Source organism: Methylobrevis pamukkalensis (assembly GCF_001720135.1).
GTDB lineage: Bacteria > Pseudomonadota > Alphaproteobacteria > Rhizobiales > Pleomorphomonadaceae > Methylobrevis > Methylobrevis pamukkalensis.
The window spans coordinates 1-22,798 of the sequence record NZ_MCRJ01000073.1; the positions used below are offsets into that span (position 1 = coordinate 1).

Genomic DNA, 22,798 nt, shown 5'->3' on the forward strand with positions numbered 1-22,798 from the left:
ATCTCGTTGTGCGGCTGGAAGGATGCACTTTCCGGCCGCACAAGTATTCGTGTAGATCTTCTTAGTCCGACAGGCGGTTAGGAAAGATGCCGCCCGCTCCAGATTCCGGCACGCCAGGGCGCATACCAGCGATAGCGCGGCGACAGACGCTCCGGCGCGGGATCGAAGCCCGACGGGCTCCACGGGTGGCAGCGCAGGATCCGCGCAAGGCCAATCCAGATCCCCGGCCAGACGCCGTGGCGGCGGATGGCGTCGTCGGTATACTCAGAACAGGTCGGCAGATAGCGGCATTGCCGGCCGATGAAGCCGGAGATCGTCAGCTGATAGGTGCGGATCATCAGATGGGCGACGCGGCGACCGAGGCTTCTGGGCGCCGCCGCGTCCTGAGCCGAAGCTTCATGGGCTACGCCGCGGCAGGCGCCGCACATTGCCGCGTCCCCTCAGCCGGAAACGGCGCTGCGCGCCTCGCCGGCCCGCGCCCGCTCGATCTGGTCGAGGCAGTCGACGACGGCGTCGAAGGTCAGCAAAGTGGAGGCGTGCCGCGCCTTGTAGTCACGCACCGGCTCCAGATAGCGGAAGTCGGCAAAGCGTCCCTCCGGCGGCGGACCGCCCTCCTTCAGCATCGCCCGCATCCGCTCGCGCAGGTCGCGCAATTCTGCGGCGGTGGACCCGATCACCGTGCGTGCCATGATCGAGGACGAGGCCTGGCCGAGGGCGCAGGCCTTCACGTCATGGGAAAAGTCGCTGACCCGGTCGCCGTCCATCGCCAGATCGACGATCACCGTCGAGCCGCACAGCTTCGAATGGGCCTTGGCGGAGGCATCCGGCTGCGGCAGGCGGCCGAGCCGCTCGATGTTGCCGGCAAAGTCGAGAATCCTGGCGTTGTAGATGTCGTCGATCATCAGGAACGGTCCGCACTTTCGGGCGCCGCCGCAATCGGTCGCGGACGGGCTGAGAGGAAAATGGCGGCCAGCCCTTTTTGCCACGCCGCTCCGCGAGTATATAAGCTTGCCGATGGGTCTCCGCCAGCATCGTGACCGGAGCGTTGATCCGCTTCCCGCATCCAAGCGTATCGAGAAGCGACGAGGGAGACGGCATCAACGACTGAGGGCTCCCCCTCGCGACGAGACAAGGCTCCACGAAAGGCCGGATATGGACGTGCTGATCAATCCCGCTGCCCGCGACGGCGAAGACCGCAAGGCAACCGTGAAGGCCACCCGCCCGACCCGGGAAGAGGCCGAAGCCGCCGTGCGGGTCCTCATCGCCTGGGCTGGTGACGATCCCGACCGCGAAGGGCTGCTCGACACGCCGAAGCGCGTCGCGAAGGCCTATGGCGAGCTGTTCGGCGGCTACGACCAGAACGCACCGAAGATGCTGGAACGCGTGTTCGAGGAAGTCGGCGGCTACGACGACATGATCCTCGTGCGTGACATTCCCTTCTTCTCGCATTGCGAGCACCACATGGTGCCCTTCATCGGCAAGGCTCACATCGGCTACTACCCCAACGAGGGCGTCGTCGGCCTGTCGAAGCTCGCGCGCGTCGTCGATGCATATGCCCGCCGCCTGCAGACCCAGGAAAACCTGACGGCCCAGATCGTCGGGGCGATCGACGAGACGCTGCGTCCCCGCGGCGTGGCGGTGATGATCGAGGCCGAACACCAGTGCATGACCATGCGCGGCGTTCAGAAGCACGGCGTGTCGACGCTGACCACCCAGTTCACCGGCGTGTTCCGCGACGACCCGACCGAGCAGGTCCGCTTCATGACCCTCGTCCGCTCGCGCTGACGCCACGCCCTCTCCGGATCACGGACGAATCCCATGGCCGAGTCCTCCGGCGCCGACATGCTGTTTCCCGCGCCCGGCGCCAAGGCCGACCTCGAGGCCGGCGACCGGCTGACGCCGCGCTTCGGGCCGGACGGTACGATCACCTGCGTCACCGTCGATGCGGACACAGGCGTCGTTCTGATGGTCGGGCACATGAATGCGGAGAGTCTCGCCCGCACCATCGAGAGCGGCGAAGGCTGGTACTGGAGCCGATCGCGCGGCGAACTCTGGCACAAGGGTGCCACCAGCGGAAATGTCCAGAAGGTCGAGGAACTTCGGGTCGACTGCGACCAGGACGCCGTCGTGATGACGGTGCGGGTCGAGGGCCATGGCGCCACCTGCCACACCGGTCAGGTGTCCTGCTTCTACCGCAGCATCCCGCTCGGCCAGTCGCCCCGCGGCGGCCAGTCGGTCATGCTTGCAAATGAAGGCGGCGAACGTCGCTTCGATCCGGCCGCCGTTTACGGCAAGGACTGATCCCCGCCTCTGCAGCACGTTTTCACGTCGCCAACTGCGGGGCCCGGCCGGTCACGGTCGCGCCCCGTCAGGATCACGCGGTGGCGATGTAGCTGCGCATCAATTCCGCTTCGCGCTCGATCTCGGCCATGCGGTGCTTGACCACGTCGCCGATCGAGATGATGCCGGCAAGGCGTCCGCCGTCCAGCACGGGCACGTGACGGAAGCGGCCGTTGGTCATCTTCAGCATCACGTTGTCGATCGTGTCGCGCACGCCGCAGGTGATGACGTTGCGGGTCATAACCTCGGCGGCGGTGCTGCCAAGCACCGAGGGGCCGCGCTGGGCGATCACGCGCACGATGTCGCGCTCGGACAGGATGCCGACGACGCGGTTGGCAAGGTCGGTGATCACCAGCGCGCCGATCTTCTGGCTCGCCAGCACTTCGGCAACCTGGGCGATGGTCATGTCGGCGGTGCCGGTGGTGACCGTGCCGCCCTTCTGGGAAAGGATCGTCTGAACTGTCATGGAATATTCCTCCTGAGCGGTGAGGTCCGCAGCCGCCGGTCTCCTGCGGCAGGAGGGGCGGATGGCCGTCCGTCGTGTCTTTCGCCGCTCGTGTGCCCGGGCGACACGGCCATGTCGGCCCTCCGCGACGGGCACCCGCGCGGCGAACGCACGTGGTGTTTCTGAACGGTCGAACCCCGGGACGACGATGCTGGCAACAGTCGTCCGGATTTCTCGTCCTCAGCCTTGATGATGGGGGCAAAGCGCGGGCCGCGCAAGAATTTGCCTCGGGTCGGGCCACAAAGTCGCAGTCACGCCGAGAAATGCCGCAAGACACCCAAGATATGCCAAGGCAACCGAACGATCAGCCCCGCGGCAGCCGGCGCAAGGCCGGGTCGAACAGCGGAAAGGCGAGGAGCCCGACGAGGAACCCGCCGACATGGGCCTCCCACGCGATGATCGTGCCGCTCTGCCCGGGCAGGACCAGCGAACCGACGCCGATCACGAGATTGAACGCGAACCAGATGCCGACGAACAGCACGATCTGCCGGTCGGCCATCATCTGGCTGAGGCGAAGCGCGGGTCGCTGCCAGATCTCCGCGCCGCCGCGCGCGCCGAGCAGCGGGCGGCGTCCCTTGCCGATGGCAAAGCGGCAGGCCGCGGCCATGTGCGCGGACACCGCCGCCGAGGCGCCGATCACCGGAAGCATTTCCCCGGCATGCCCCACCAGATGGGCAAGCGCGCCGGCAATGGCCGCGACCGCGGAAAACAGCAGAAACCGCGCCGCGCCGAAGCGCCAGGCGACGGCGCTGCCGAAGGCGAGCATCCAGGCGCAGTTGACGAAGAGATGCAGGATGTCCGCATGCAGGAAGGCATAGGTCAGGAACGTCCACACCGCGGCGGCGCTGCCGCCCGGCACATCCACTCCGGCCGACAACGCATCGAAGCGTGCCGGAATGAAACTGAACAGCAGCAGGATGTCGGTGTCCTCGGCCGGGTTCAGCAGCAGGACGCGAAAGGCATGGATCGCGCCGAGCACGGCGATCAGCCCGAGCACGACGGTCGGCACGTTGAACGCCTTCTCGCGCCGGGCGGTCGTTTCGAGATCGTCGGTCATGGTTTCTCCGCTGCGGCGTCCGGCCGGAATTTTCCTAAAGCCGTTGCCCTGTACGGACATAGGTCCCTGACGGACAACGGGCAAGCCGCATTTCCCCAAGGCCGGCCACGTCCTGTTCGCAGGGCAAAAAAATCCGGGAAGGCCAGAGGCCGTCCCGGATCGGGTCCGAAGCCGCGTTAACGTTCGCGGGCCGAATTAGTAAATGCTGTATCCACAGAAGCAGGTACTTCTGAGGCCCTATATGCGGGATTTCCCCGCCCCAGTGCAAGGCAAACCCTGATTTAACGTTAACTTCCGAAGCGGCAGCCCGCCGGCGCCGCCGGACAATCCTTAACGGCACACCTCCCCGATGGCACACGCCCTGCTCTTGGAAGCTCAGGACGCGCGGTCGCGCATCCGGACTGTGCCGATCGGGGACACCCGAAACGGCGCGGCCTGCAGGCTGCCCCGGAAACGGGGCGGGCCGGCGCGACCGGGCACCGCGATGAAGGGTCCAGGGATGAAACACCACGTGACGAGAACACTGTACGATTACTGGACTCAGCTCCGCGGCAAGCGTACCGCTCCGGAACGCCACGAGGTCGAGCCCGGCGATATCCGCGGGATTCTCGGCGACACCTTCATTCTCGAGGCGGTCGACCGCAAGACCTACACCTTCCGTCTCGCCGGCACGCGGCTCTGCGCCGCCTACTGCCGCGAGCTGAAGGGCCGCAACATGCTCGACCTGTGGACCGGCAAGGACCGCGAGGCGGTGGCCTCGCTGCTCGCCGCCATCGTCGAGGACGGGGCGGCCGCGATCATCGGCATCGCCGCGCAGAACGAGCGCGACCAGAGCATGCCGGTCGAGATCATGTTCCTGCCGCTGCGCCATGGCGACGGCCGCAACAACCGCATCATCGGCTGCTTTGCGCCCCACGATCCGCCTTACTGGCTCGGCATCCATCCGGTCATGCGCCAGCCGATCCTCAGTCTCCGGCTGATCTGGCCGGACGAGACCCCGCGCTTCCTGCGCACCGGCAAGGAGGCCGACGAGGAGGAGGAGCAGCTGCAGGCGGTGATGATCGAGCGCACCCGCGTCGGCGCCCCGCGCCCGGCCGGCGCCATCGGCAACACCCGCCGCATCGGCCATCTCACCGTCTACGACGGCGGCCGCCGGGACTGATCCCGCCGCGCCGGTCAACAGGCTCAATCGACCTCATCCTGAGGAAGCCGCGCGAGCGGCTGTCTCGAAGGGTGAGGCCGCCCCCGCCCTTCGAGACGGCCCGTTCCGGGCCTCCTCAGGGTGAGGGCGGAGAGAGGTCGAGCACGCGCTTGCTGGTATGATCCCCAGCAGGACGAACGTCCTCAGGGCCGCCGCGAGGCCGGCGTCTCGACGAAGATCTTCACCCGGTCCGAGCGCCCGTCGGCATCGACCACGGCGATGGTCAGAAACCCCGCCCCGCCCGGCAGCACCGAGGCGGCGCGGGTGAACGGGTCCTGCGGCACCGGCGCCCCGTCGACGAACCATGTGAAGGGCGCGCGGCCGTTGCGCACCTTCAGCGGCAGCGGCGCCGCCTCCCCGCCCGGCAACTCCAGTTCCACCCGCGCCCCGTCCGGCGGATAGGCAATGTCCGGCGCACCCGACGCCGTGACCGCCGCGCCGCGATCCTTGACCCGCCGGAACCGCTGCAACGGCGGCGGCAGGTTCATGGTCGAGGCGACGACGAGGTCGCGCGGCGCCGGTGGCAGGGGCACCGCACCACCCGCCCGCACGAAGGCATCCTTCAGGATCGGCACCGCGACGTCGAAGCCGACGAGACCCGGCACCGGCGCACCGTCCGGCCGGCCGACCCAGACCCCGATCACATGCCGGCCATCGTAGCCGATGGCGAAGGCGTCGCGGTAGCCGTAGGAGGTGCCGGTCTTCACCGCCACCCGGCTGGCGGTGGCCGTGATGCCCGGGCCGCCGGCGAGGATGTCGGTGACATAGCCCGCCGCCCGCGCGCCCAGCACCGGCTTGGCCACGTCCCCCGCCGCCGGCACCGCGCCAAGGCGGGTCGTCAGCGCCACCGGTTCGCCGCCCCGCGCCAGCGCCGCATAGAGCGTCACGAGATCGGTGAGCCTGAGGCCGAGGCCACCGAGGCCGATCGCAAGGCCGGGCGGCGAGAGCTCCGAGATCATCGGCCGGACGCCCGCCCGGCGCATCCGCGCCATCAGCCGCGCCGGGCCGACCGCCTCCAGCACCTCGACGGCGGGCACATTCAATGACAACTGAAGCGCGCGCCGGATCGTCAGCGTGCCGTGGAAGGTGCGGTCGAAATTGGTCGGCGCATAGCCGGCAAAGCCGGTCGGCCGGTCTTCCACCAGCGTCTCCGGATGGGCGATGCCGGCTTCGAAGGCGAGGCCGTAGATGAAGGGCTTCAGCGTCGATCCCGGCGAGCGCCAGGCCGTCGTCATGTCGATGAAGCCGTCGCGGCGAAGATCGAACAGCCCGGCCGAACCGACCGAGGCGAGCACCTCGCCGCTGGCGTAATCGGCGACGACGATCGCCACCGACACGCTGGGACCGATCGCCTTTGCCCGCGCGGCCGCAAGGCTTTCCAGCCCGATCTGGAGGTCGCGGTCGAGGGTCAGCCGGACCTCCGGCTCTCCGGGTGCTGCCGCCGCCTCGCGCGCGGCCAGCTGCGGCGCCAGCAGCGGAAAATCGCGCCGCACCGACGGCACCTTCTCGCGCCGCGCCGCCGCCCCCTCCTCCGCCGTGATCACGCCGGCCGCAACCGCCCGGTCCAGCACCCGGTCGCGCGCGGCCCGTGCGGCGTCGGCCGCGCGGTCGGGCCGCCTTGCCGCCGGCGATTGCGGCAGCGCCACCAGCAGCGCGGCCTCGGCCGGTGTCAGCCGGCGCGGTTCCTTGCCGAACCAGGCGAGCGCGGCGGCGCGCACGCCCTCGATATTGCCGCCGAAGGGCGCAAGCTGGAGATAGGCGGCAAGAATCTCGTCCTTGGAGGCGACCCGTTCCAGCGCCAGCGCGCCGAGGATCTGCCGCAGCTTGCCCCCGGCGTTGCGGGTCCGCAGCCGGTCGGCGAGCCGGACGACCTGCATCGTCAGCGTCGAGCCGCCCGAGACGATCCGCCCGTTTGCGGCCATCTGGACGCCGGCCCGCGCCAGCGCGGCGGGATCGACGCCGCGATGGCGGCGGAAGTCGCCGTCCTCATAGGCTTCGAGCATCCGGACATAGAGCGGGTCCACGTCGCCCACCGCGACCGGCAGGCGCCACAGGCCGTCGCCGACCGTGAAGGCGCGCAGGAGCCTGCCCTCGCGGTCGAGCACCGCCCGCGAGGTGGCGACCTCCAGCAGCGGCGGCGCCGTACGCTCCACCGCCACCCGCAGCGCGACCGGGGCGGCCGCGGCGGCAAGCGCCGTCAGGACGAGGACGACGAGGGGCGCGCGCATCAAGACCCCTCAGCGCACCGGACCGATGATCTCGATCCGTCCGGTGTCGGTCCAGCCGCGCTGCTCGGGACGGTACATGTCCTCCACCAGCGCCGCCGGATGGGCGAAGACGCCGGGCGCGATCGCCCGCACCATGTAGCCGAGCCGGATCTCCGTCGTCGCCGAACCGGAAAGGTCGAGGGCGGCGATGAAGCGGTCGCTGCGGAATTCGGTGCGCGCCGCGCTGTTGGTGAGGTCCAGCCCGGCGATCTTCGCGACGTCGGCGCTGGCCAGCAGGTTGGGATTGTCGATGGCAAGACCCGCCGGCAGCGGATCGTCGACGACGAGCCGCGCCTGCTCGGCCCGGTTGACCGTCACGGTCAGCACCGTGACCAGCCGCTCGCCGAGCTGGATCGCCGCCGGATCGACCTCGAAACCGTCGAGATCGTAATAGCTGCGGTGGAGCGAATAGCCCGTCCCGCCCGCCGGCTCCGGCGTCACCGGCGCACCGCGCACCGTGACCTTCGCCTCGACCCGGCGCTCGCCGCGATTCTCGATGGTGAGCGGCGCGGCGGCCAATGCCTCGGGCGTCAGCGCCCGCGTGAAGACGCCCTCGAAAGGCGCGCCGTCCACGCCGAGATCCGGGCGCCCGGCCCCCGACAGCAGGCCGTTGGCGGCGAGCAGCATCCACGCCTTCTCCTGGGTGCTCAGATAGCGCTGCGCGGAGCTTGCCGCGACCACGTCGCGGGCGAGCGCGTCGGCATCCGGGCCGTCGGTCCCGGTTTCGGACACGAGCGTCAGGATCGCCGCACCGTCGCGCAGCCGCGAGCCGTAGTCGGAGCGCCAGCCGCCCGCATCCGTGGTGCCGAGGCTGCCGACCGCGTTGCGGAAGGCGGCAGCCGCGCGCGGCTTGTCGCCGTAGAGCGCGAGCGCCGCCCCGACCTGCGCCTTGGCCAGCGGCGAGGCAAACGCGTCGAGCTTCACCTCGGCGTAGTAGCGCAGGTCGCCGATCGAGGCCCGGCCGTTGCGGGCAAGCACATAGAGCGCATAGGCGACATCCTCGCCGCCCGACGTGAAGTCGGCGGCATAGGACATCTGGTTGGAGAGGTTGGTGACGGCGAGATCGAAGGCCGTCGCCGGCACAGCGTAGCCCTTCTCCCGCGCGCGGGTCAGGAAGTCGGTCACATAGGCGTCGAGCCAGAGGTCGCCGCTGCCCGGTGCCCACAGGCCGAAGGCGCCCGTGGACGACTGGTTTTCCAGCACCTCGGTGATCGCCTGCTGCACCCGCTCCTTCACCGGCGTCTCGCCGGCGAGACCGGCCGCGAGGATCACGTCGTCGAGGTAGACCAGCGGCAGCGCCCGGCTGGTGATCTGCTCGGCGCAGCCATAGGGGTAGCGGTCGAGCGCGCGGACGAGGCCCGGCAGGTCGATCCCGCCGACCCCGCCGACCATCACGGTTCCCGCGGCCGAACCCGGCTGGAAGTCGGAGAAGAGATCGGAGGCGAGCGTGATCCGCCCGCTGCGCGCATCGAGCGCCACGGTGCTCTCGCGCATCACCGGCGGATCGTTGGCGCGCACGCCAAGCGCCAGTTCCTTAACCAGATCCTTGCCGTCCGGCGTCGTCAGCACGACCCGGATCGCCGCATCGCCGACGGCAACGCCGCTGATCGGCACCAGAAGCTGGGTCTTCGCCTTGTCAGTCAGCGTGAAGCTGCGGCTGGCCGCCGCCGCATCCACCGACACCGCGCCGCCCTCCGCGCTCACCCGCATCGACATCTCGCCGGACGGGCCGTCGAGATGGGTGACGTCGAGCAGCAGCCGGGAGGCATCACCCGGCGCGAGGAAGGCCGGCAGGCTCGCCGTCACCACCACCGGGTCACGGATCACCACGTCCTGTTCGGCATGGCCGATGCCGGCCTTCGACCAGGCCATCGCCATCACCCGGACGGTGCCGTTGAAGTCGGGAATCTCCACCTCGGCGCGGACCTTGCCGTCCGCATCCACCTTCACCGGCCCCTGATAGAAGGACACCAGCTTCTCGGTCGGCGGCGTGCCGTCGAGCCGGTTGAGGCCGGAGCCGTCGCCGCCCGAGCGCACCACGCCCGGCACGCCGATCATCCGGTCGATCAGCTGGCCATAGAGGTCCCGCATCTCCACGCCGAGCCGGCGCTGGCCGAAATACCAGCCGTCCGGCGCCGGCGTCGCATAGGACGTGAGGTTGAGGATGCGACGTCGACGGCGGCGATCGTCACATAGGCTTCCTCGCCCGCCGGAAGGTTGGCGAGCGTGACCTCGACGGGAAGCATGGCCCGCGGGCTCGGCTTGTCGGGAACCGAAATCGCCACATCGAGCAGCCGGCCGCCGGGATCGACGCCGGCATGGGCAAGGCCGATCGCCCGGGCCGGCATGCGCTTGGCCTGAAGGTCCATCGGCCGGATCAGGGTCGCGGCCACATAGGCGCCCGGGCCCCATTCGGCCGTCACCGGCAGCTCCACCGTCGCGCCCTCCAGCGGCACGTCGACGGTCTTCATGGTGATCAGCCGGTCGTCGACCACCGTCACGAGCGCGACGCCGGCAAAGCGCGCCTCGATCCGTGCCTTCACCGTGTCGCCGACCCGGTATTTCGGCTGGTCGAGCGTCACCTTCAGCGCGTCGGGCGTGTCCTCGGCGGACGGGGCGACATACCACCCGGCCTCGAAGCCGAAGCTCGCCGGCAGCAGCCGCGACGACGGATCGGCGACCTCGAGCACATATTCGCCCCACTGGACCGCCGCCTCGACGATCGGGCGGGCGTCAGTGGCGGCATCGATCGTGCCGTCGGCGACCCGGCTCTTCACCTTCACCTGCTCGTAGTTCCAGCTGCCGTCGACGTTGTACCACTGGAACCGGCTGTCGACCTTGGAGAGAGTCCAGCGCAGGCCGGACGCAGCCACGGCCTGCCCCTCCGCGTCGATCGCCACCAGCGCGAAGCGGGCGTTGCCGCCCTCCTCCACCGCGCCGTCGAACTGCGGATCGATGCCGATCCGCCCGGCGGTGCCCTTCACCGGCAGCGTCACGTTGCGCTCCACGGGACGGCCGCTGGAATCGGACACCTGCACGGAAATGCGCGCCTCCAGCGGCTTGCTGGTGGCGGCGACATCGGGGGCGGCGAGCGGCAGCTCGGCCTTGCCCGCCTCGTCGGTGGCGACACTCTGGAGATAGGCCGTCTGCGGCTCGAAGGTCTCCTCGGCAAGACCGAAGGACACGCCGGCAAAGCCGGGAATACCGGCGGCCGGGCGCAGGTTGACCGTGCCCTGCACGTCGAGCCCGGCGGCGGGTGCGCCATAGAGGAAGCGGGCCTCCAGCGCGATGCTCCCGGGCGCTCCGACGTCGAAGGCCGGGGCCGCGGGCGTCAGGTCGAAGGTCAGGCGCTCGGGCACGAAATCCTCGACGAGGAAGCTCGCCTCGGCCACCGGCGTGCCCTTCGGGTCGGTGTAGGCGCCCACCCGCCAGCTGCCGCGCATCGCATCGGCGGAGAGATCGAGCGCGAGACTCCGCCCGCCCAGCCCCTCGTCATCGACCAGGCTGCGGGCCTGCTCTACGCCGTCCGGCCGGCGCACGATCATCGTCAGCGGCAGGTCGGCGATTGCCGTGGCCTTGGCGTCCCGGGCGAGCGCCGTCACATGCACCGTCTCGCCCGGGCGATAGACGCCGCGCTCGGTCACCATGAACACGTCGACGGGTCCGGGCGACGGACGGCCGTCGACGCCGCGGTCGGTGAGATCGAAGGCCGACTTGGTGAGATCGAGGAAGGAATAGTCGCCGGACGGACCTTCTGCGACGACCAGCGCCGGGGCCGAGCCGCCGGTGCCGCGCGCAAGGCCGGCGTCGAAACGGGCATAGCCTTCGCCGTCCGTGGTCGCGGTGCCCAGCACCTCGTTGTTGACGGCGACGAGGCGAAGCTGCGCGCCGTTCACGGCGGCGGCCGAGGACAGCGAGCGGGCGACCACATGCAGCCCGTCGTTGCCCGACAGCGACGACAGGCCGATGTCGGTGACGATGAACCACTGGGTGGCGTCGGCGCTCCAGCTGTCCTTCTTGGTGGTCGCGCGCGCCGACAGCGCGTAGACGCCCGGCTTCAGGTCGGCCACCAGTTCGCCGACCGGCACCGCCGTCGTCACCTCGCGGTTGAGGTCGCGCGTCACGTCGATCTGGCCGGTCCACACCGCCTCGCCGGAGGTGTTGGCGATCTCGTCCACGTCATAGCCGGCCATCTGCGACAGGAACTTGTCGCCGGTGACCGCGGCGGCGAGCGAGCGGTCGCCGAGGCGGACCAGCCGGGCATCCATGGTGTCGACGTTGACGGAAATCACCGGGATCGTCGCCTCGCCGCCGGCCGGCAGCACATAGGCCCGGCCGATGAAGCGGACCAGCGGATCGCGGTCGCGGACATAGATGTCGAGGTCGGCGGCGCGGGCCAGCACCTCGCCGTCGGTTGAGGCGAGGCCCGGACGCAGCGTCACCCGGTAGCGCTCGCCATAGGCGACGCCGTCGATGCAGATCTGCTGGCCTTCTGCCTCCACAGGCAGGTCGTGGCCGCCGTTGACCGTGACGAAGTCGGAAATCTCGCCCCGGGTGGCGTCGATCGTGTCGGACAGCACCACGCAGATGCGCGGGCTCGCCGACGCCGTGTCGACGGTGTTTTCGGTAACGCGGAAGCCATGTTCGGCCACCAGCGTGTCGAGCTTCGACGCCAGTGCGGCATCGGGCGCCACGGCAAGGCTGGCGCGCGCCGCCTTGATCGCAGGCCGCCAGACCTCGCGGCGCGCGAAGGCATCCGACATCGCCGCAAGGCCGCTCGCCCGCGCGGCGTCGTCGCCGGCCCGCAGGTAAGCGGCGATCGCTGCGGCGGTCGCCTCGCGGCGGATCCGCTCGCGCACCTGCCAGTCGTCGGATTCGGCGACGGTGGCGGTGGTCGCGAAGCGCTGCCAGAGGTCGAAGCGCTCGGGGGCGAGCCGCAGCGCCATCTTCAGGAGATCGAGGGCGCGGAAGGTCTCGCCGCCGGCAAGGGCCCCATCGACGCCGGCCAGAATCTCGTCGAAGCTGCCCTCGACGGGAACGCCCGCCACCTCGCCGACCAGCCGCCGCGCCTCGTCCACATTCGCCTGCGGCACGAAGCCGAGTTCGGCAAGCCGGCGCGCCTCCAGATCCGGACCGGCCACCTCGCCGGTGACGATCCGCCCGGCCACGGCGCCGGCCGCGGCCCTCAGGTCGCCGAAGCTGGATTTGAGGAAGCACCAGCGGGCCTTGGTGTTGTAGGTGAAGGCCTTGCAGCTTTCATCGGCGATGCAGGCCGCCTCGCAGCCGTCCAGCCCGACGTCCTTGACCGTCTCGAAGTCCTTGCCGAAATAGTCGGCGCCCTCGGTGGTGACGATCCGCCGCTCGGCGGCAGCCCCGGGCAGGACGGTGCCCAGCAGCACGGTCGCGGCCAGGGCGAGGGACGACAGGATGTTTCCGGCACGCATGATCGGCTCTCCCGCTCGCGGATCGCCGGAGGGGCGCCGCGGTCTTGGTCTTGTCCGGGGAGCGCCGGATCGGCCGCAAAGGCGCAGATCCGCGAAAAATTCGCTGTTTCGAAACAATCAGTTGGTCGGAAGCTCCGGCCGGTCCCCGTGTTGCGGCGAGTCTATGACGAGGACCGTGGCACGGCAATGACGAAAGCGGAGGAGACGAGGGCGCGCTCTTCTCGTGGAGCGGTGGCTTTCCCCTCGTCCTTCGAGACAGGCGCTCCGCGCCTTCCTCAGGATGAGGGGAAAGGGCAAGTCTCTGCGAAATCATGCTTACGTCTTCAAGGCCTCATCCTGAGGAAGCCCGAAGGGCTGTCTCGAAGGACGGCCGGGTGCACGGATCTTCCGGCGGGCCTCAGCTCTCAAGCCCCCTCCTGCGCCAGCCTTTCCAGCGCCCGGTCCAGCGCCGGATCGACGAACACGCCTTCGGCCTCCGCCTTCGCCCGCGCGGCAATGCGGCTCGCCCCCGGCAGGCGGGCGCCGTCCTGTCCCTCGATCAGGCCGGCGAGGGTTGCCATGCGCGGCAGGAAATCGTCGGCGAAGAAAGAGGGATCGATGGCGAGGATCGCGTGCCCGGCCTCGGGCGGGCCGCCCTTGCCGTCGAAATAGCTCGGCTGCTCGGCCGACAGCGCCCCGCCGACCAGCGCGGTGGAGAAGATCTCGACCATCAGCGCCAGCGCCGTGCCCTTGGCATCGCCCATCGGCAGCATGGTGCCGGCGAGCGCCGTCTTCGCGTCGGTGGTCGGCTCGCCGTCGGGGCCGACGGCCCAGCCCTCGGGGATCGGCTCGCCCTTCTGCACCGCGGCCAGCACCTTGCCGCGCGCGACCTTGGCGACCGAGAGATCGACCACCACCGCCGGCCGGCCGGGCATCGGCGCGGCAAAGGCGATCGGATTGGTGCCGAACACCGCCTTGCGCCCGCCCCAGGGCGCGATCGAGGCCGGTGCGCTGGCGAACATCATGCCGACCAGCCCCCTGGCGGCGAGCTTCTCCAGATGCAGGCCGACGGCGCCGCAATGACCGGAGCGGTTGATGCCCGCCATGGCGATGCCCTGCACGGGGGCCATCTCCATCAGCTCGGCAAGCGCCAGCCCGACCGCCGGATAGGCAAAGCCGTGGGCGGCATCGACGGCGACGAGACCGGGCGCGACCCGGCGCGCGCTCGGCCGCGCATGGCCGTCGATCTTCTTCGCAAGCGTCTGGATCGCGTAGGTCTCGAGGCGCACGAGGCCGTGGCCCTTGAGGCCCGAGGCTTCCGCCTCCACCAGCGCCTCGGCCACCACGGCGGCGATGTCGGGGGCGGTGGCAAAGCGCGTCAGGGTCTCGGCGGCAAAGACGCGCGCCTCGGCAAGGCTCAGTCGCCTCATGGGGGAAGAACTCCTGTGGTTGCGGTCGCGTGTCCGGGGAGGAGACGGACGGTCACGACCGGTTGGTCTGCGGATCGGCGGCATCCAGAATGCGCAGCTGCGGCTTTGCCTCGCCCTGCCAGTGGTCGAGGGTCAGCACCCCGGCCACATGCACGGTACGGCCGCGCGCGGCGAGCAGGAACTGCCCGAGCGGCCGGTCGCCGACGCGAAAGGCCATCGCCTTCAGCCGGGTGCCGTCGGTGGAGGACAGCGCCACGCGCACATGGCCGTTCCCGGCCGGCTCGGCATAGGCGATCTTGTGGGCGGGAAAGGCGAACACCGGCTCCGGCTGGCCCGAACCATAGGGCCCGGCCTTTTCCAGAAGCTCGATCAGGTCCACCGTCGCGCCGGCCGCGGTCAGCGCGCCGTCGATGTCGAAGTCGGCGCCTTCGCGCGCCTGTTCCACCTCGGCGCCGAGCTGGCCCTCGATGAACTCCGCGAAGGCCGCCGTCTCCGTCGCTCGGATCGTCAGGCCCGCCGCCATGGCATGGCCGCCGCCCTTGACGAGCAGCCCGCCGTCCACCGCCGCACGCACCGCCTTGCCGAGATCGACGCCGGGGATCGAGCGGCCGGAGCCGGTGCCGAGCCCGTCCTCGCCGAGCGCGACCGCAAAGGCCGGCCGGCCGTGTCGCTCCTTCAGCCGCGCGGCAACGAGGCCGACGATGCCCGGATGCCAGTTGGCCGAGGCGGCGACGATCACCGGCGGATCGCGGGTGACGAGGGAGGCGGCGACATCGGCCTCCGCCTCGGCCAGCATCTCCGCCTCCATCGCCTGCCGCTCGCGGTTGAGCACGTCGAGTTCGGTGGCAATCCGCCCGGCCTCCAGCGGATCGTCGGTGGTCAGCAGCCGGGCGCCGAGCGCCGCGTCGCCGATGCGGCCGCCGGCGTTGATCCGCGGCCCGAGCAGGAAGCCGAGGTGATAGGGCGTCGCCGGGCCGTTGAGCCGCACCACGTCGCAGAGCGCGGCAAGGCCCCGGTTGGCGCGGGCGCGCATCACCTTGATGCCCTGCACCACGAAGGCGCGGTTGAGACCTTTCAGCGGAACGACATCGCAGACGGTGCCGAGCGCCACCAGATCGAGATAGCCGAGAAGATCGGGTTCCTTGCGCGCCGGCCCGTACCAGCCGCGCCGGCGCAGTTCGCGGTTGACCGCGACGACACCGAGGAAGGTGACGCCGGCCGCGCAGAGATGGCCAAGGCCCGAGAGGTCGTCCTGCCGGTTGGGGTTGACCAGCGCCACGAGGTCCGGAAGCGTCTCGCTCGCCTGATGGTGGTCGAGGGCGACGACGTCGAGGCCGACCCGCCGCGCCGCCTCGAAGGCCTCGAAGCTCTGGGTGCCGCAGTCGACCGTGACCAGCAACTCCGCCCCGTCCTCGCGCAGCGCCTCCACGGCGCGCGGATTGGGGCCGTAGCCGTCGACGATCCGGTCGGGAATGAAGATGCGTGCCGTGAGGCCCTGATGGCGCAGGAAGCGGGCGAGCACGGCCGACGAGGTCGCGCCATCGACGTCATAGTCGCCGAAGATCGCGATCCGGCTGCCGGCCATCACCGCGTCGGCGATCCGGCTGGCGGCGACGTCCATGTCGCGCAGCACGTCCGGGTCGGGCATCAGGTCGCGCAGGCTCGGGCTGAGGAAGGCGGTGGCCGCTTCGGCGCTCACCCCGCGCGAGGCAAGCACGCGGCCGAGGAGTTCCGGCAGGCCCTCGCGCTGGGCGATCGCGCGGGCGATCGCCGCCTGGTCGGGGTCGAGGCGGTCGACCCAGTGCCGCCCACCGATCGACCGCGACACGCCCAGCACGCCGCGGACGGGTCCCTGCCCCGCCACCTCAGCAGCCCTTCGCCGCGTCCGGGTGGCTGCTGCGGATCGAGCGGATCGTGCCGGTGGCGGAACTCATCAGGATCGAATGGGTGCGCACCCGGTCGCCGCGGAAGCGCACGCCGGAGAGGAAGTTGCCGTCGGTCACGCCGGTGGCGGCAAACAGCACCTCGCCCTTCGCCATCTCCTCGACGGCGTAGATGCGCGCCGGATCGGCAATGCCGGCCGCCTTGACGAGGCGCAGGTGGTCCTCGTTCTGGACCATCAGCCGCCCGAACATCTGGCCGCCGGTGCAGCGCAGGGCCGCCGCCGCCAGCACGCCGGCGGGCGCCGCGCCCGAGCCCATGTAGATGTCGATGCCGGTTTCTTCCGGATCGCTGGTGTGGATCACCCCCGCAACGTCACCGTCGCCGATCAGGCGGATGCTCGCGCCCGTCTCGCGCACCTCGGCGATCAGCCGCATGTGGCGCGGCCGGTCGAGGATGCAGACCGTCACCTCCTCGGCCGGCACGCCCTTGGCCTTGGCCACGGCGGCGATGTTGACCCGGGCGGGCGCGTCGAGATCGACCACGCCGGCCGGATATCCGGGGCCGACCGCGATCTTCTCCATGTAGATGTTCGGCGTGTGCAGCAGGCCGTCAGGTCCCGCGACGGCGATCACCGACAGCGAGTTCGGCAGGTTCTTGGCGCAGATCGTCGTGCCTTCGAGCGGGTCGGCGGCGATGTCGAACACCATGCCCTTGCCATGGCCGATCGTCTCGCCGACGAAGAGATGCGCGGCCTCCCCCTTGTCGCCCTCGCCGACCACGACCTTGCCCGGGAAAGGCAGCCCGGCCAGCGCGGCATGCATGGCGGCAAGCGCCGCCTGGTCGGCGGCCTGCTCGTCGCCGCGTCCGCGCAGCCGCGCGGCGGCGATCGCCGCGGCCTCGGTGACCCGCACGATGTCGAGACCGAGCATCCGGTCGAGATCGGCGAGGTCCGGGAGCTTCTTCTTGCCTGCCATGGGCGTTGCCTTTCGCCGGTCGCCCGCCGGGGCGACGAGGACGATGTTGCCGTCAGAGTTCCTCGATGCGGATCAGCCGCGGCGGCGCGGCGATGTGGCCGTCCGTCTCGATCGCGGCGAGCGCGGAACGGATCTGGTCCTCGGTGGTGGCGTAGGTGATCAGGATCACCGGCTGCGGATCGTCCGGCACCGCACTCGCCGGCGGCTCGGCCCGCGGCTTGCGGCGGCGCTGCACGATCGATTCCAGCGAGATGCCCTTTTCCGCCATCCTCGCGGCGATCGCCGCGAAGGCGCCCGGCCGGTCGACGACCGTGAGGCGGACGTAATAGCCGCCCTCATGGGCGTGCATCTCGGACTGCACATAGGGCTCCAGCCCCGCCGCCGGCACGCCGAAGGTCGGCAGGTGCAGGCCGCGGGCGATGTCGATGATGTCGGCCGCGACCGACGAGGCGGTGGCGTTGCCACCGGCCCCGGGGCCGACCAGAACCACCTCGCCGACGAGCGAGCCGTCGATCGCCACCGCGTTGAGCACGCCGTCGGTGCGCGCGACCGCCGAGGATTTCGGCACCATGGCCGGATGCACCCGCTGCTCGATGCCGGTCTCGGTGCGGCGGGCGACCCCCAGCAGCTTGATCCGGTAGCCGAGCTCGTCGGCCGCCTCGATGTCGGCGATGGTGATCTCGCGGATGCCCTCGACATAGACCCTGTCGGCGTCGAGCTTCGTGCCGAAGGCAAGCGCGGTCAGGATGGAGAGCTTGTGGGCGGTGTCGAAGCCGTCGACGTCGAAGGTCGGGTCGGCTTCGGCATAGCCGAGCCGCTGCGCTTCGGCGAGGCAGGTCTCGAAGGCGAGATTCTCGCGCTCCATCCGGGTCAGGATGTAGTTGCAGGTGCCGTTGAGGATGCCGTAGACGCGGCTGATGCGGTTGCCGGCAAAGGACTCCCGCATGGTCTTGATCACGGGAATGCCGCCGGCGACCGCCGCCTCGAAGGCGAGCGCGACGCCCTTGTCCTCGGCGATTTCGGCAAGGTCGACGCCGTGGCGGGCGAGCAGCGCCTTGTTGGCGGTCACCACCGGCTTGCCGGCGTTCAGCGCCGCGCGCACGCTGGCCTCGGCCGCGCCGCCCTCGCCGCCCATCAGTTCCACGAACACGTCGATGTCGGGGCTCTGCGCCAGGTCCACCGGATCGTCGAACCAGCGGACGGCGGCGAGGTCGAGCCCGCGGTCCCGGCTGCGATCGCGGGCGCAGACGCCGGTGATCTCGACGGGACGGCCGGCGCGCAGGGCGATCATCGCGCATCGCGTGCAAGGAGGGCGAACAGCGAGGACCCGACGGTGCCCAGCCCGGCGACGCCGAGACGGAGAGGTTTGTGCATTGGGACTTGAATCCGAAACCTGAGCGGAGTGCCGGCCGGACGGCAGCCCGCCCGATCGGCATCCACACGAAATCCATGACGATCGGCGGCGGGCGGCGCCCGCGCCCCGGACCGATCAACGGGCGGCGTTGATCGGGATGACGTTGTGCATGGTTTCGTCGGCGGTTTCAAGGAAGCGGCGAATGCCGCGCGCGGCCTGGCGGATGCGCTGCTCGTTCTCCACGAGGGCGATGCGCACATAGCCGTCGCCGTGCTCGCCGAAGCCGATGCCCGGCGCGACGGCGACGTCGGCCTTCTCGATCAGCAGCTTGGAGAATTCGAGGCTGCCGATCTCGCGGAACTTCTCCGGCAGCGGCGCCCAGGCGAACATCGAGGCCTGCGGCACCGGGATCTTCCACCCCGCCCGGCCGAAGCTCTCCACCAGCACGTCGCGGCGGCGGCGATAGACCTGCCGCACCTCGTCGATGCAGGATTCCGGGCCGTTCAGCGCCGCGGTCGCGGCCACCTGGATCGGGGTGAAGGCGCCGTAGTCGAGATAGGACTTCACCCGCGCAAGCGCCGCGATCAGCCGCTCGTTGCCCACCGCAAAGCCCATGCGCCAGCCGGCCATGGAGAAGGTCTTCGACATCGAGGTGAACTCGACGCAGACGTCCATGGCGCCCGGCACCTGCAGCACCGAGGGCGGCGGCGCGGTGTCGAAGTAGATCTCGGAATAGGCCAGATCCGACAGGACGAAGATGTCGTGCTTCTTCGCGAAGGCGACCACGTCCTTGTAGAAGTCGAGGTCGACCACGCAGGCCGTCGGGTTCGACGGATAGCAGAGAATCATCGCGATCGGCTTCGGCGTCGAGAACAGCACCGCCCGCTCCAGCGCGCGGAAGAATTCCGGACCCGGCTCGACCGGCACGGAGCGGATCACGCCGCCGACCATGAGGAAACCGAAGGCGTGGATCGGATAGGAGGGATTGGGGCAGATCACCACGTCGCCGGGCGCCGTGATCGCCTGCGCCATGTTGGCGAAGCCCTCCTTGGAGCCGAGCGTCGCCACCACCTGGGTGTCGGGGTTGAGCTTCACCCCGAAACGGCGGTCGTAGTAGGCGGCCTGCGCCCGGCGCAGGCCCTGGATGCCGCGCGAGGCCGAATAGCCGTGGGTGTCGGGCCGCTGCACCGTCTCGATCATCTTGTCGACGATGTATTTCGGCGTCGGCTGGTCCGGGTTGCCCATGCCGAGATCGACGATGTCTGCGCCTGCAGCCCGTGCGCTGGCCTTCAGCCGGTTGACCTGCTCGAAGACATAGGGCGGCAGTCGCTTGATCTTGTGAAATTCGTCCATCGTCATGATCCGGGTTTCGCCATGCCCCGCCAGGGAAGGCACCGGGTCTGATCCGGAGGCAAGGGACCGGATCGAAGCGGCTGCCATGGTCGCTGCGGGGGTCGACCTACCTAGCATCGTTCGCGCGGGGCCGGGAGTGTCTATCTCGTCGCTGCTGCTTTTCCGCGCCGCAGGGTCAGCCCGCGAGTCACATCACGGGCGCAGGAGAAGGCGCGGGCTCCACCGAGGCATCCTGCTGCTCGAGGAGGCGCCGGGCTTCCTCCACCTGCTGCTGGCGGATGATCGCCAGCGCCATGGCCGGCGCCATCGCATCGTCGGCGGCATTGGCCGCCCCCGCCTGCCCGCGCGCGGTGCGCAGCAGCCGGTCGCGGTCGCGGGCCACCTCGGCCGGGCTCTGCGCCGCCGTCGCGCTGCCGGCCGCCACATCGAAGCCGATGCCGTCGGCAAAGTCGGAGGGGCCGCTGGCACAGCCGGCGACGATCAGCCCCACCGCCGCGAAGCGCGCGAGGGACCAGGGTCCGAAGGGCGCACGGGAGAGCCCGCGATTTCGCAGCCCGGCGGTCGCCGCCCCGTCAGTCGTCCGTCCGCCACGTGCTGCCATCGTTCGTCCTGCCCTGCCATCCCTGCCGCGGTCATCCATGTGCTCGTCATCCACGAACCGACCGAGGTCAATCGGCAGTTTCACGACTTGGCCTCGTCACCGTATCATGCAATCTGAAGAGAGAAAAAGTCCGGCGAGACGTGACCCGTCCCGCCGCCCCGACCGGCCGAGGCCCGTCCGGGACAAGCGATGCAGGGGAAACGATGCCAGAGGACCGGAACGGCCCCGAGACCCATCCGCTGTTGAAATACATCGTCAACAACCCCGACGCCTTCGCGCACAACGTGGCCGCCATGATCGAGGCCGCCGGCAAGGCGACGGCGGCCTATGTCGAGCCGCGCGAGAAGGGCGAGGCCAAGGCGGTGATGACCGAGGAAATCACCACGGTGGTGAAGACCCTCGCCCAGGTCGGCGACTGGTGGATGCGCGATCCGGCCCGCATGATGGAGGCCCAGAGCCGGCTGGCGGGCGGCTTCATGGACCTCTGGGGCAACTCCCTGCGCCGCGCCATGGGCGAGGACGCGCCGGACACTGCCGTTCCCGCGCCCGGCGACAAGCGCTTTGCCGACGCCGAATGGCGCGAGAACCGCTTCTTCGACTTCCTCAAGCAGGCCTATCTCCTCACCAGCCGCTGGGCCGAGCAGATGGTCGACGAGGCGGACGACCTCGATCCGCACACCCGCCACAAGGCCGACTTCTACGTGCGGCAGCTCACCGCCGCCCTGTCGCCCTCCAATTTCGTGCTGACCAATCCGGAACTCCTGCGCGAGACGCTGACGTCCAACGGCGAGAATCTCGTGCGCGGCCTCGAGATGATGGCGGAGGACATCCAGGCCGGCGGCGGCGACCTCAAGATCCGCCAGTCCGACACCACGAAGTTCAAGGTCGGCGAAAATCTGGCGCTCACGCCCGGCAGCGTGATCTACGAGAACGAGATCTGCCAGATCATCCAGTATGCCGCGACCACCGAGAAGGTGGCCAAGCGCCCGCTGCTGATCGTGCCGCCGTGGATCAACAAATACTATGTCCTCGACCTGACGCCCGAAAAGTCGCTGATCAAGTGGCTGGTCGACCAGGGCCGCACCGTGTTCGTGATCTCGTGGGTCAACCCGGACGAGCGCCACGCCGGCAAGAGCTTCGAGCATTACATGCAGGAGGGCGTGCTGACCGGCGTCGACGTCGCCTGCAAGGTCACACGTTCCAAGGAGGTCGACACGGTCGGCTACTGCGTCGGCGGCACGCTGCTGGCGGTCACGCTCGCCTGGTGCGCGGCCAAGGGGGACGAGCGCATCGCCAGCGCCACCTTCTTCACCACCCAGGTCGACTTCACCAACGCCGGCGACCTGAAGGTCTTCGTCGACGAGGACCAGATCCGCATCCTGGAAGACGCGATGGCGCAGAAGGGCTATCTCGACGGCAGCAAGATGGCCGCGGCCTTCAACGCCCTGCGGGCCAACGACCTGATCTGGCCCTATTTCGTCAACAACTACATGCGCGGCAAGGACCCCTTCCCCTTCGACCTGCTCTACTGGAACTCCGATTCGACGCGCATGCCCGCGGCGAACCATTCGTTCTACCTGCGCAACTGCTACCTGGAGAACAATCTCGCCCGCGGCGAGATGGTGGTGGCCGGCGAACGGCTCGACCTGTCGAAGGTCACGGTGCCGGTCTACAATCTCGCCACCCGCGAGGACCACATCGCCCCGGCCGACTCGGTCTTCGTCGGCTCGCGCCTGTTCGGCGGGCCGGTGAAATATGTCGTATCCGGCTCCGGCCACATCGCCGGCGTGGTCAACCACCCCTCGCGCAACAAGTACCAGTACTGGACCGGCGGACCGCCCGAGGGCGCGTACAAGGACTGGCTGGACAAGGCCACCGAGACCCCCGGCTCCTGGTGGCCGGACTGGGACGCGTGGCTGCGCGCCCACGACCCCCGCGAGGTCAAGGCCCGCCGCATCGGCGGCGGCCGCTACAACGTGATCGAGGACGCCCCGGGGAGCTACGTGCGCAAGCGGGTGTGAGGGTTGTGGCGGCCACGGACCGTGGTGGTTGCGAGCGGTGGCGGTGATGATGCCGGCGGGGCGATGCCATCGCCCGAGACGGGGGCCTGCCTCTCGGTATACGTTGACCCACGCGTTCTCCGTCTCCTCGTCTACGGATCCCAGCTTCTGAGCGAGGGCATCCCAGGGGGCAAGGTCAACTTAACAGCACCTACGGTGCTGTCCCTTTATCTTGCCTTCGCTCTTCCTGGCGGTTCTGGCTGATCCTCGGTCCAGTTCCACCCCGTTTCATCGGCGATAAGGTCTTCAAAATCGCAAGACGCTGTCACGAAGCGGCCCCCTTCACGAAGGTTCGATACCAGCGCCGCGACCCCCGACTGGAAGCTCGCCAGTTGCTCCGGAACCTCTT

The 22,798-nt window shown here is 69.8% G+C and carries 17 protein-coding genes and 1 pseudogene; 4 read left to right on the forward strand and 14 right to left on the reverse strand.

Annotation, left to right across the window (positions count from 1 at the left end; genetic code table 11):
• Positions 1–77: 77 nt before the first annotated feature.
• Both yidD and A6302_RS12810 read right to left on the reverse strand, forming a co-directional pair.
• Complete coding sequence (gene yidD, locus A6302_RS12805; protein ID WP_342586274.1) at positions 78–341, reverse strand: membrane protein insertion efficiency factor YidD; 264 nt, start codon at positions 339–341, stop codon at positions 78–80.
• Between the two features lie 99 nt (positions 342–440).
• Positions 441–902 (reverse strand): iron-sulfur cluster assembly scaffold protein, encoded by a 462-nt coding sequence (locus A6302_RS12810; RefSeq protein ID WP_069307361.1) that lies wholly within the window; start codon positions 900–902, stop codon positions 441–443.
• A 250-nt stretch (positions 903–1,152) separates the two neighbouring features.
• On the opposite strand from A6302_RS12810, the gene folE reads away from it, so the two are divergent.
• On the forward strand, positions 1,153–1,785 hold the full coding sequence (gene folE / locus A6302_RS12815; RefSeq protein ID WP_069307362.1) for a GTP cyclohydrolase I FolE: 633 nt from the start codon (positions 1,153–1,155) through the stop codon (positions 1,783–1,785).
• A 33-nt stretch (positions 1,786–1,818) separates the two neighbouring features.
• The gene (hisI, locus tag A6302_RS12820) at positions 1,819–2,301 is read left to right on the forward strand and encodes a phosphoribosyl-AMP cyclohydrolase (protein WP_083255742.1); all 483 of its coding nucleotides are present in this window, start codon (positions 1,819–1,821) and stop codon (positions 2,299–2,301) included.
• Positions 2,302–2,374: 73 nt separating this feature from the next.
• On the opposite strand, the gene A6302_RS12825 is transcribed toward hisI, so the two are convergent.
• A complete protein-coding gene (locus A6302_RS12825) occupies positions 2,375–2,806 on the reverse strand; it encodes a CBS domain-containing protein (RefSeq protein WP_069307363.1) in 432 nt (143 codons plus the stop codon).
• A 343-nt stretch (positions 2,807–3,149) separates the two neighbouring features.
• The gene (locus tag A6302_RS12830; protein WP_069307364.1) at positions 3,150–3,902 is read right to left on the reverse strand and encodes a rhomboid family intramembrane serine protease; all 753 of its coding nucleotides are present in this window, start codon (positions 3,900–3,902) and stop codon (positions 3,150–3,152) included.
• A gap of 511 nt (positions 3,903–4,413) precedes the next feature.
• Here A6302_RS12830 and A6302_RS12835 point away from each other — a divergent pair.
• Positions 4,414–5,064 carry a PAS domain-containing protein gene (locus A6302_RS12835; RefSeq protein ID WP_210183328.1) on the forward strand — a complete coding sequence of 217 codons (651 nt, stop codon included), beginning with the start codon at positions 4,414–4,416 and terminating at the stop codon, positions 5,062–5,064.
• Between the two features lie 182 nt (positions 5,065–5,246).
• Here the strand turns inward: A6302_RS12835 and pbpC are convergent, their stop codons facing one another.
• The 9 genes and pseudogenes from pbpC to A6302_RS12875 all read right to left on the reverse strand — a co-directional run bounded on the left by pbpC (position 5,247) and on the right by A6302_RS12875 (position 20,389).
• Positions 5,247–7,331 (reverse strand): penicillin-binding protein 1C, encoded by a 2,085-nt coding sequence (gene pbpC / locus A6302_RS12840; protein WP_069307366.1) that lies wholly within the window; start codon positions 7,329–7,331, stop codon positions 5,247–5,249.
• 9 nt (positions 7,332–7,340) lie between these two features.
• A complete protein-coding gene (locus tag A6302_RS22220; RefSeq protein ID WP_169833578.1) occupies positions 7,341–9,461 on the reverse strand; it encodes an alpha-2-macroglobulin family protein in 2,121 nt (706 codons plus the stop codon).
• Positions 9,437–12,814, reverse strand: a complete 3,378-nt coding sequence (locus A6302_RS22225) for an alpha-2-macroglobulin family protein (RefSeq protein WP_141703738.1) — start codon at positions 12,812–12,814, stop codon at positions 9,437–9,439. The genes A6302_RS22220 and A6302_RS22225 overlap by 25 nt, the downstream gene beginning before the upstream one ends.
• Before the next feature lie 404 nt (positions 12,815–13,218).
• Complete coding sequence (locus A6302_RS12850) at positions 13,219–14,223, reverse strand: Ldh family oxidoreductase (RefSeq protein WP_069307367.1); 1,005 nt, start codon at positions 14,221–14,223, stop codon at positions 13,219–13,221.
• A gap of 52 nt (positions 14,224–14,275) precedes the next feature.
• Positions 14,276–16,060: a single-stranded-DNA-specific exonuclease RecJ gene (gene recJ / locus A6302_RS12855; RefSeq protein WP_141703740.1), complete on the reverse strand. Its 1,785-nt coding sequence runs from the start codon at positions 16,058–16,060 to the stop codon at positions 14,276–14,278.
• A gap of 28 nt (positions 16,061–16,088) precedes the next feature.
• Positions 16,089–17,081 carry a class II fructose-bisphosphatase gene (glpX, locus tag A6302_RS12860; RefSeq protein ID WP_069307369.1) on the reverse strand — a complete coding sequence of 331 codons (993 nt, stop codon included), beginning with the start codon at positions 17,079–17,081 and terminating at the stop codon, positions 16,089–16,091.
• 52 nt (positions 17,082–17,133) lie between these two features.
• Positions 17,134–18,455, reverse strand: a pseudogene (locus A6302_RS12865) (homoserine dehydrogenase).
• A 115-nt stretch (positions 18,456–18,570) separates the two neighbouring features.
• Entirely contained in the window at positions 18,571–19,788 is a 1,218-nt protein-coding gene (locus tag A6302_RS12870) for an LL-diaminopimelate aminotransferase (RefSeq protein WP_069307373.1), read from the reverse strand.
• Positions 19,789–19,975: 187 nt separating this feature from the next.
• Positions 19,976–20,389 carry a hypothetical protein gene (locus A6302_RS12875; protein ID WP_141703742.1) on the reverse strand — a complete coding sequence of 138 codons (414 nt, stop codon included), beginning with the start codon at positions 20,387–20,389 and terminating at the stop codon, positions 19,976–19,978.
• Positions 20,390–20,592: 203 nt separating this feature from the next.
• Here A6302_RS12875 and phaC point away from each other — a divergent pair, with 203 nt between their 5' ends.
• Positions 20,593–22,410 (forward strand): class I poly(R)-hydroxyalkanoic acid synthase, encoded by a 1,818-nt coding sequence (gene phaC, locus A6302_RS12880; protein WP_069307371.1) that lies wholly within the window; start codon positions 20,593–20,595, stop codon positions 22,408–22,410.
• Between the two features lie 206 nt (positions 22,411–22,616).
• Here the strand turns inward: phaC and A6302_RS23580 are convergent.
• The coding region (locus tag A6302_RS23580) for a hypothetical protein (RefSeq protein ID WP_210183329.1) at positions 22,617–22,798 on the reverse strand (182 nt) is incomplete at its 5' end.

Bases quoted from the DNA above. Each gene is read 5' to 3' on its own strand.
- A6302_RS12810 (WP_069307361.1), bottom strand. From the start codon at position 902: ATGATCGACGACATCTACAACGCCAGGATTCTCGACTTTGCCGGCAAC.
- folE (WP_069307362.1), top strand. From the start codon at position 1,153: ATGGACGTGCTGATCAATCCCGCTGCCCGCGACGGCGAAGACCGCAAG.
- hisI (WP_083255742.1), top strand. From the start codon at position 1,819: ATGGCCGAGTCCTCCGGCGCCGACATGCTGTTTCCCGCGCCCGGCGCC.
- A6302_RS12825 (WP_069307363.1), bottom strand. From the start codon at position 2,806: ATGACAGTTCAGACGATCCTTTCCCAGAAGGGCGGCACGGTCACCACC.
- A6302_RS12830 (WP_069307364.1), bottom strand. From the start codon at position 3,902: ATGACCGACGATCTCGAAACGACCGCCCGGCGCGAGAAGGCGTTCAAC.
- pbpC (WP_069307366.1), bottom strand. From the start codon at position 7,331: ATGCGCGCGCCCCTCGTCGTCCTCGTCCTGACGGCGCTTGCCGCCGCG.
- A6302_RS22220 (WP_169833578.1), bottom strand. From the start codon at position 9,461: ATGCGGGACCTCTATGGCCAGCTGATCGACCGGATGATCGGCGTGCCG.
- A6302_RS22225 (WP_141703738.1), bottom strand. From the start codon at position 12,814: ATGCGTGCCGGAAACATCCTGTCGTCCCTCGCCCTGGCCGCGACCGTG.
- A6302_RS12850 (WP_069307367.1), bottom strand. From the start codon at position 14,223: ATGAGGCGACTGAGCCTTGCCGAGGCGCGCGTCTTTGCCGCCGAGACC.
- glpX (WP_069307369.1), bottom strand. From the start codon at position 17,081: ATGGCAGGCAAGAAGAAGCTCCCGGACCTCGCCGATCTCGACCGGATG.
- A6302_RS12870 (WP_069307373.1), bottom strand. From the start codon at position 19,788: ATGGACGAATTTCACAAGATCAAGCGACTGCCGCCCTATGTCTTCGAG.
- A6302_RS12875 (WP_141703742.1), bottom strand. From the start codon at position 20,389: ATGGCAGCACGTGGCGGACGGACGACTGACGGGGCGGCGACCGCCGGG.
- phaC (WP_069307371.1), top strand. From the start codon at position 20,593: ATGCCAGAGGACCGGAACGGCCCCGAGACCCATCCGCTGTTGAAATAC.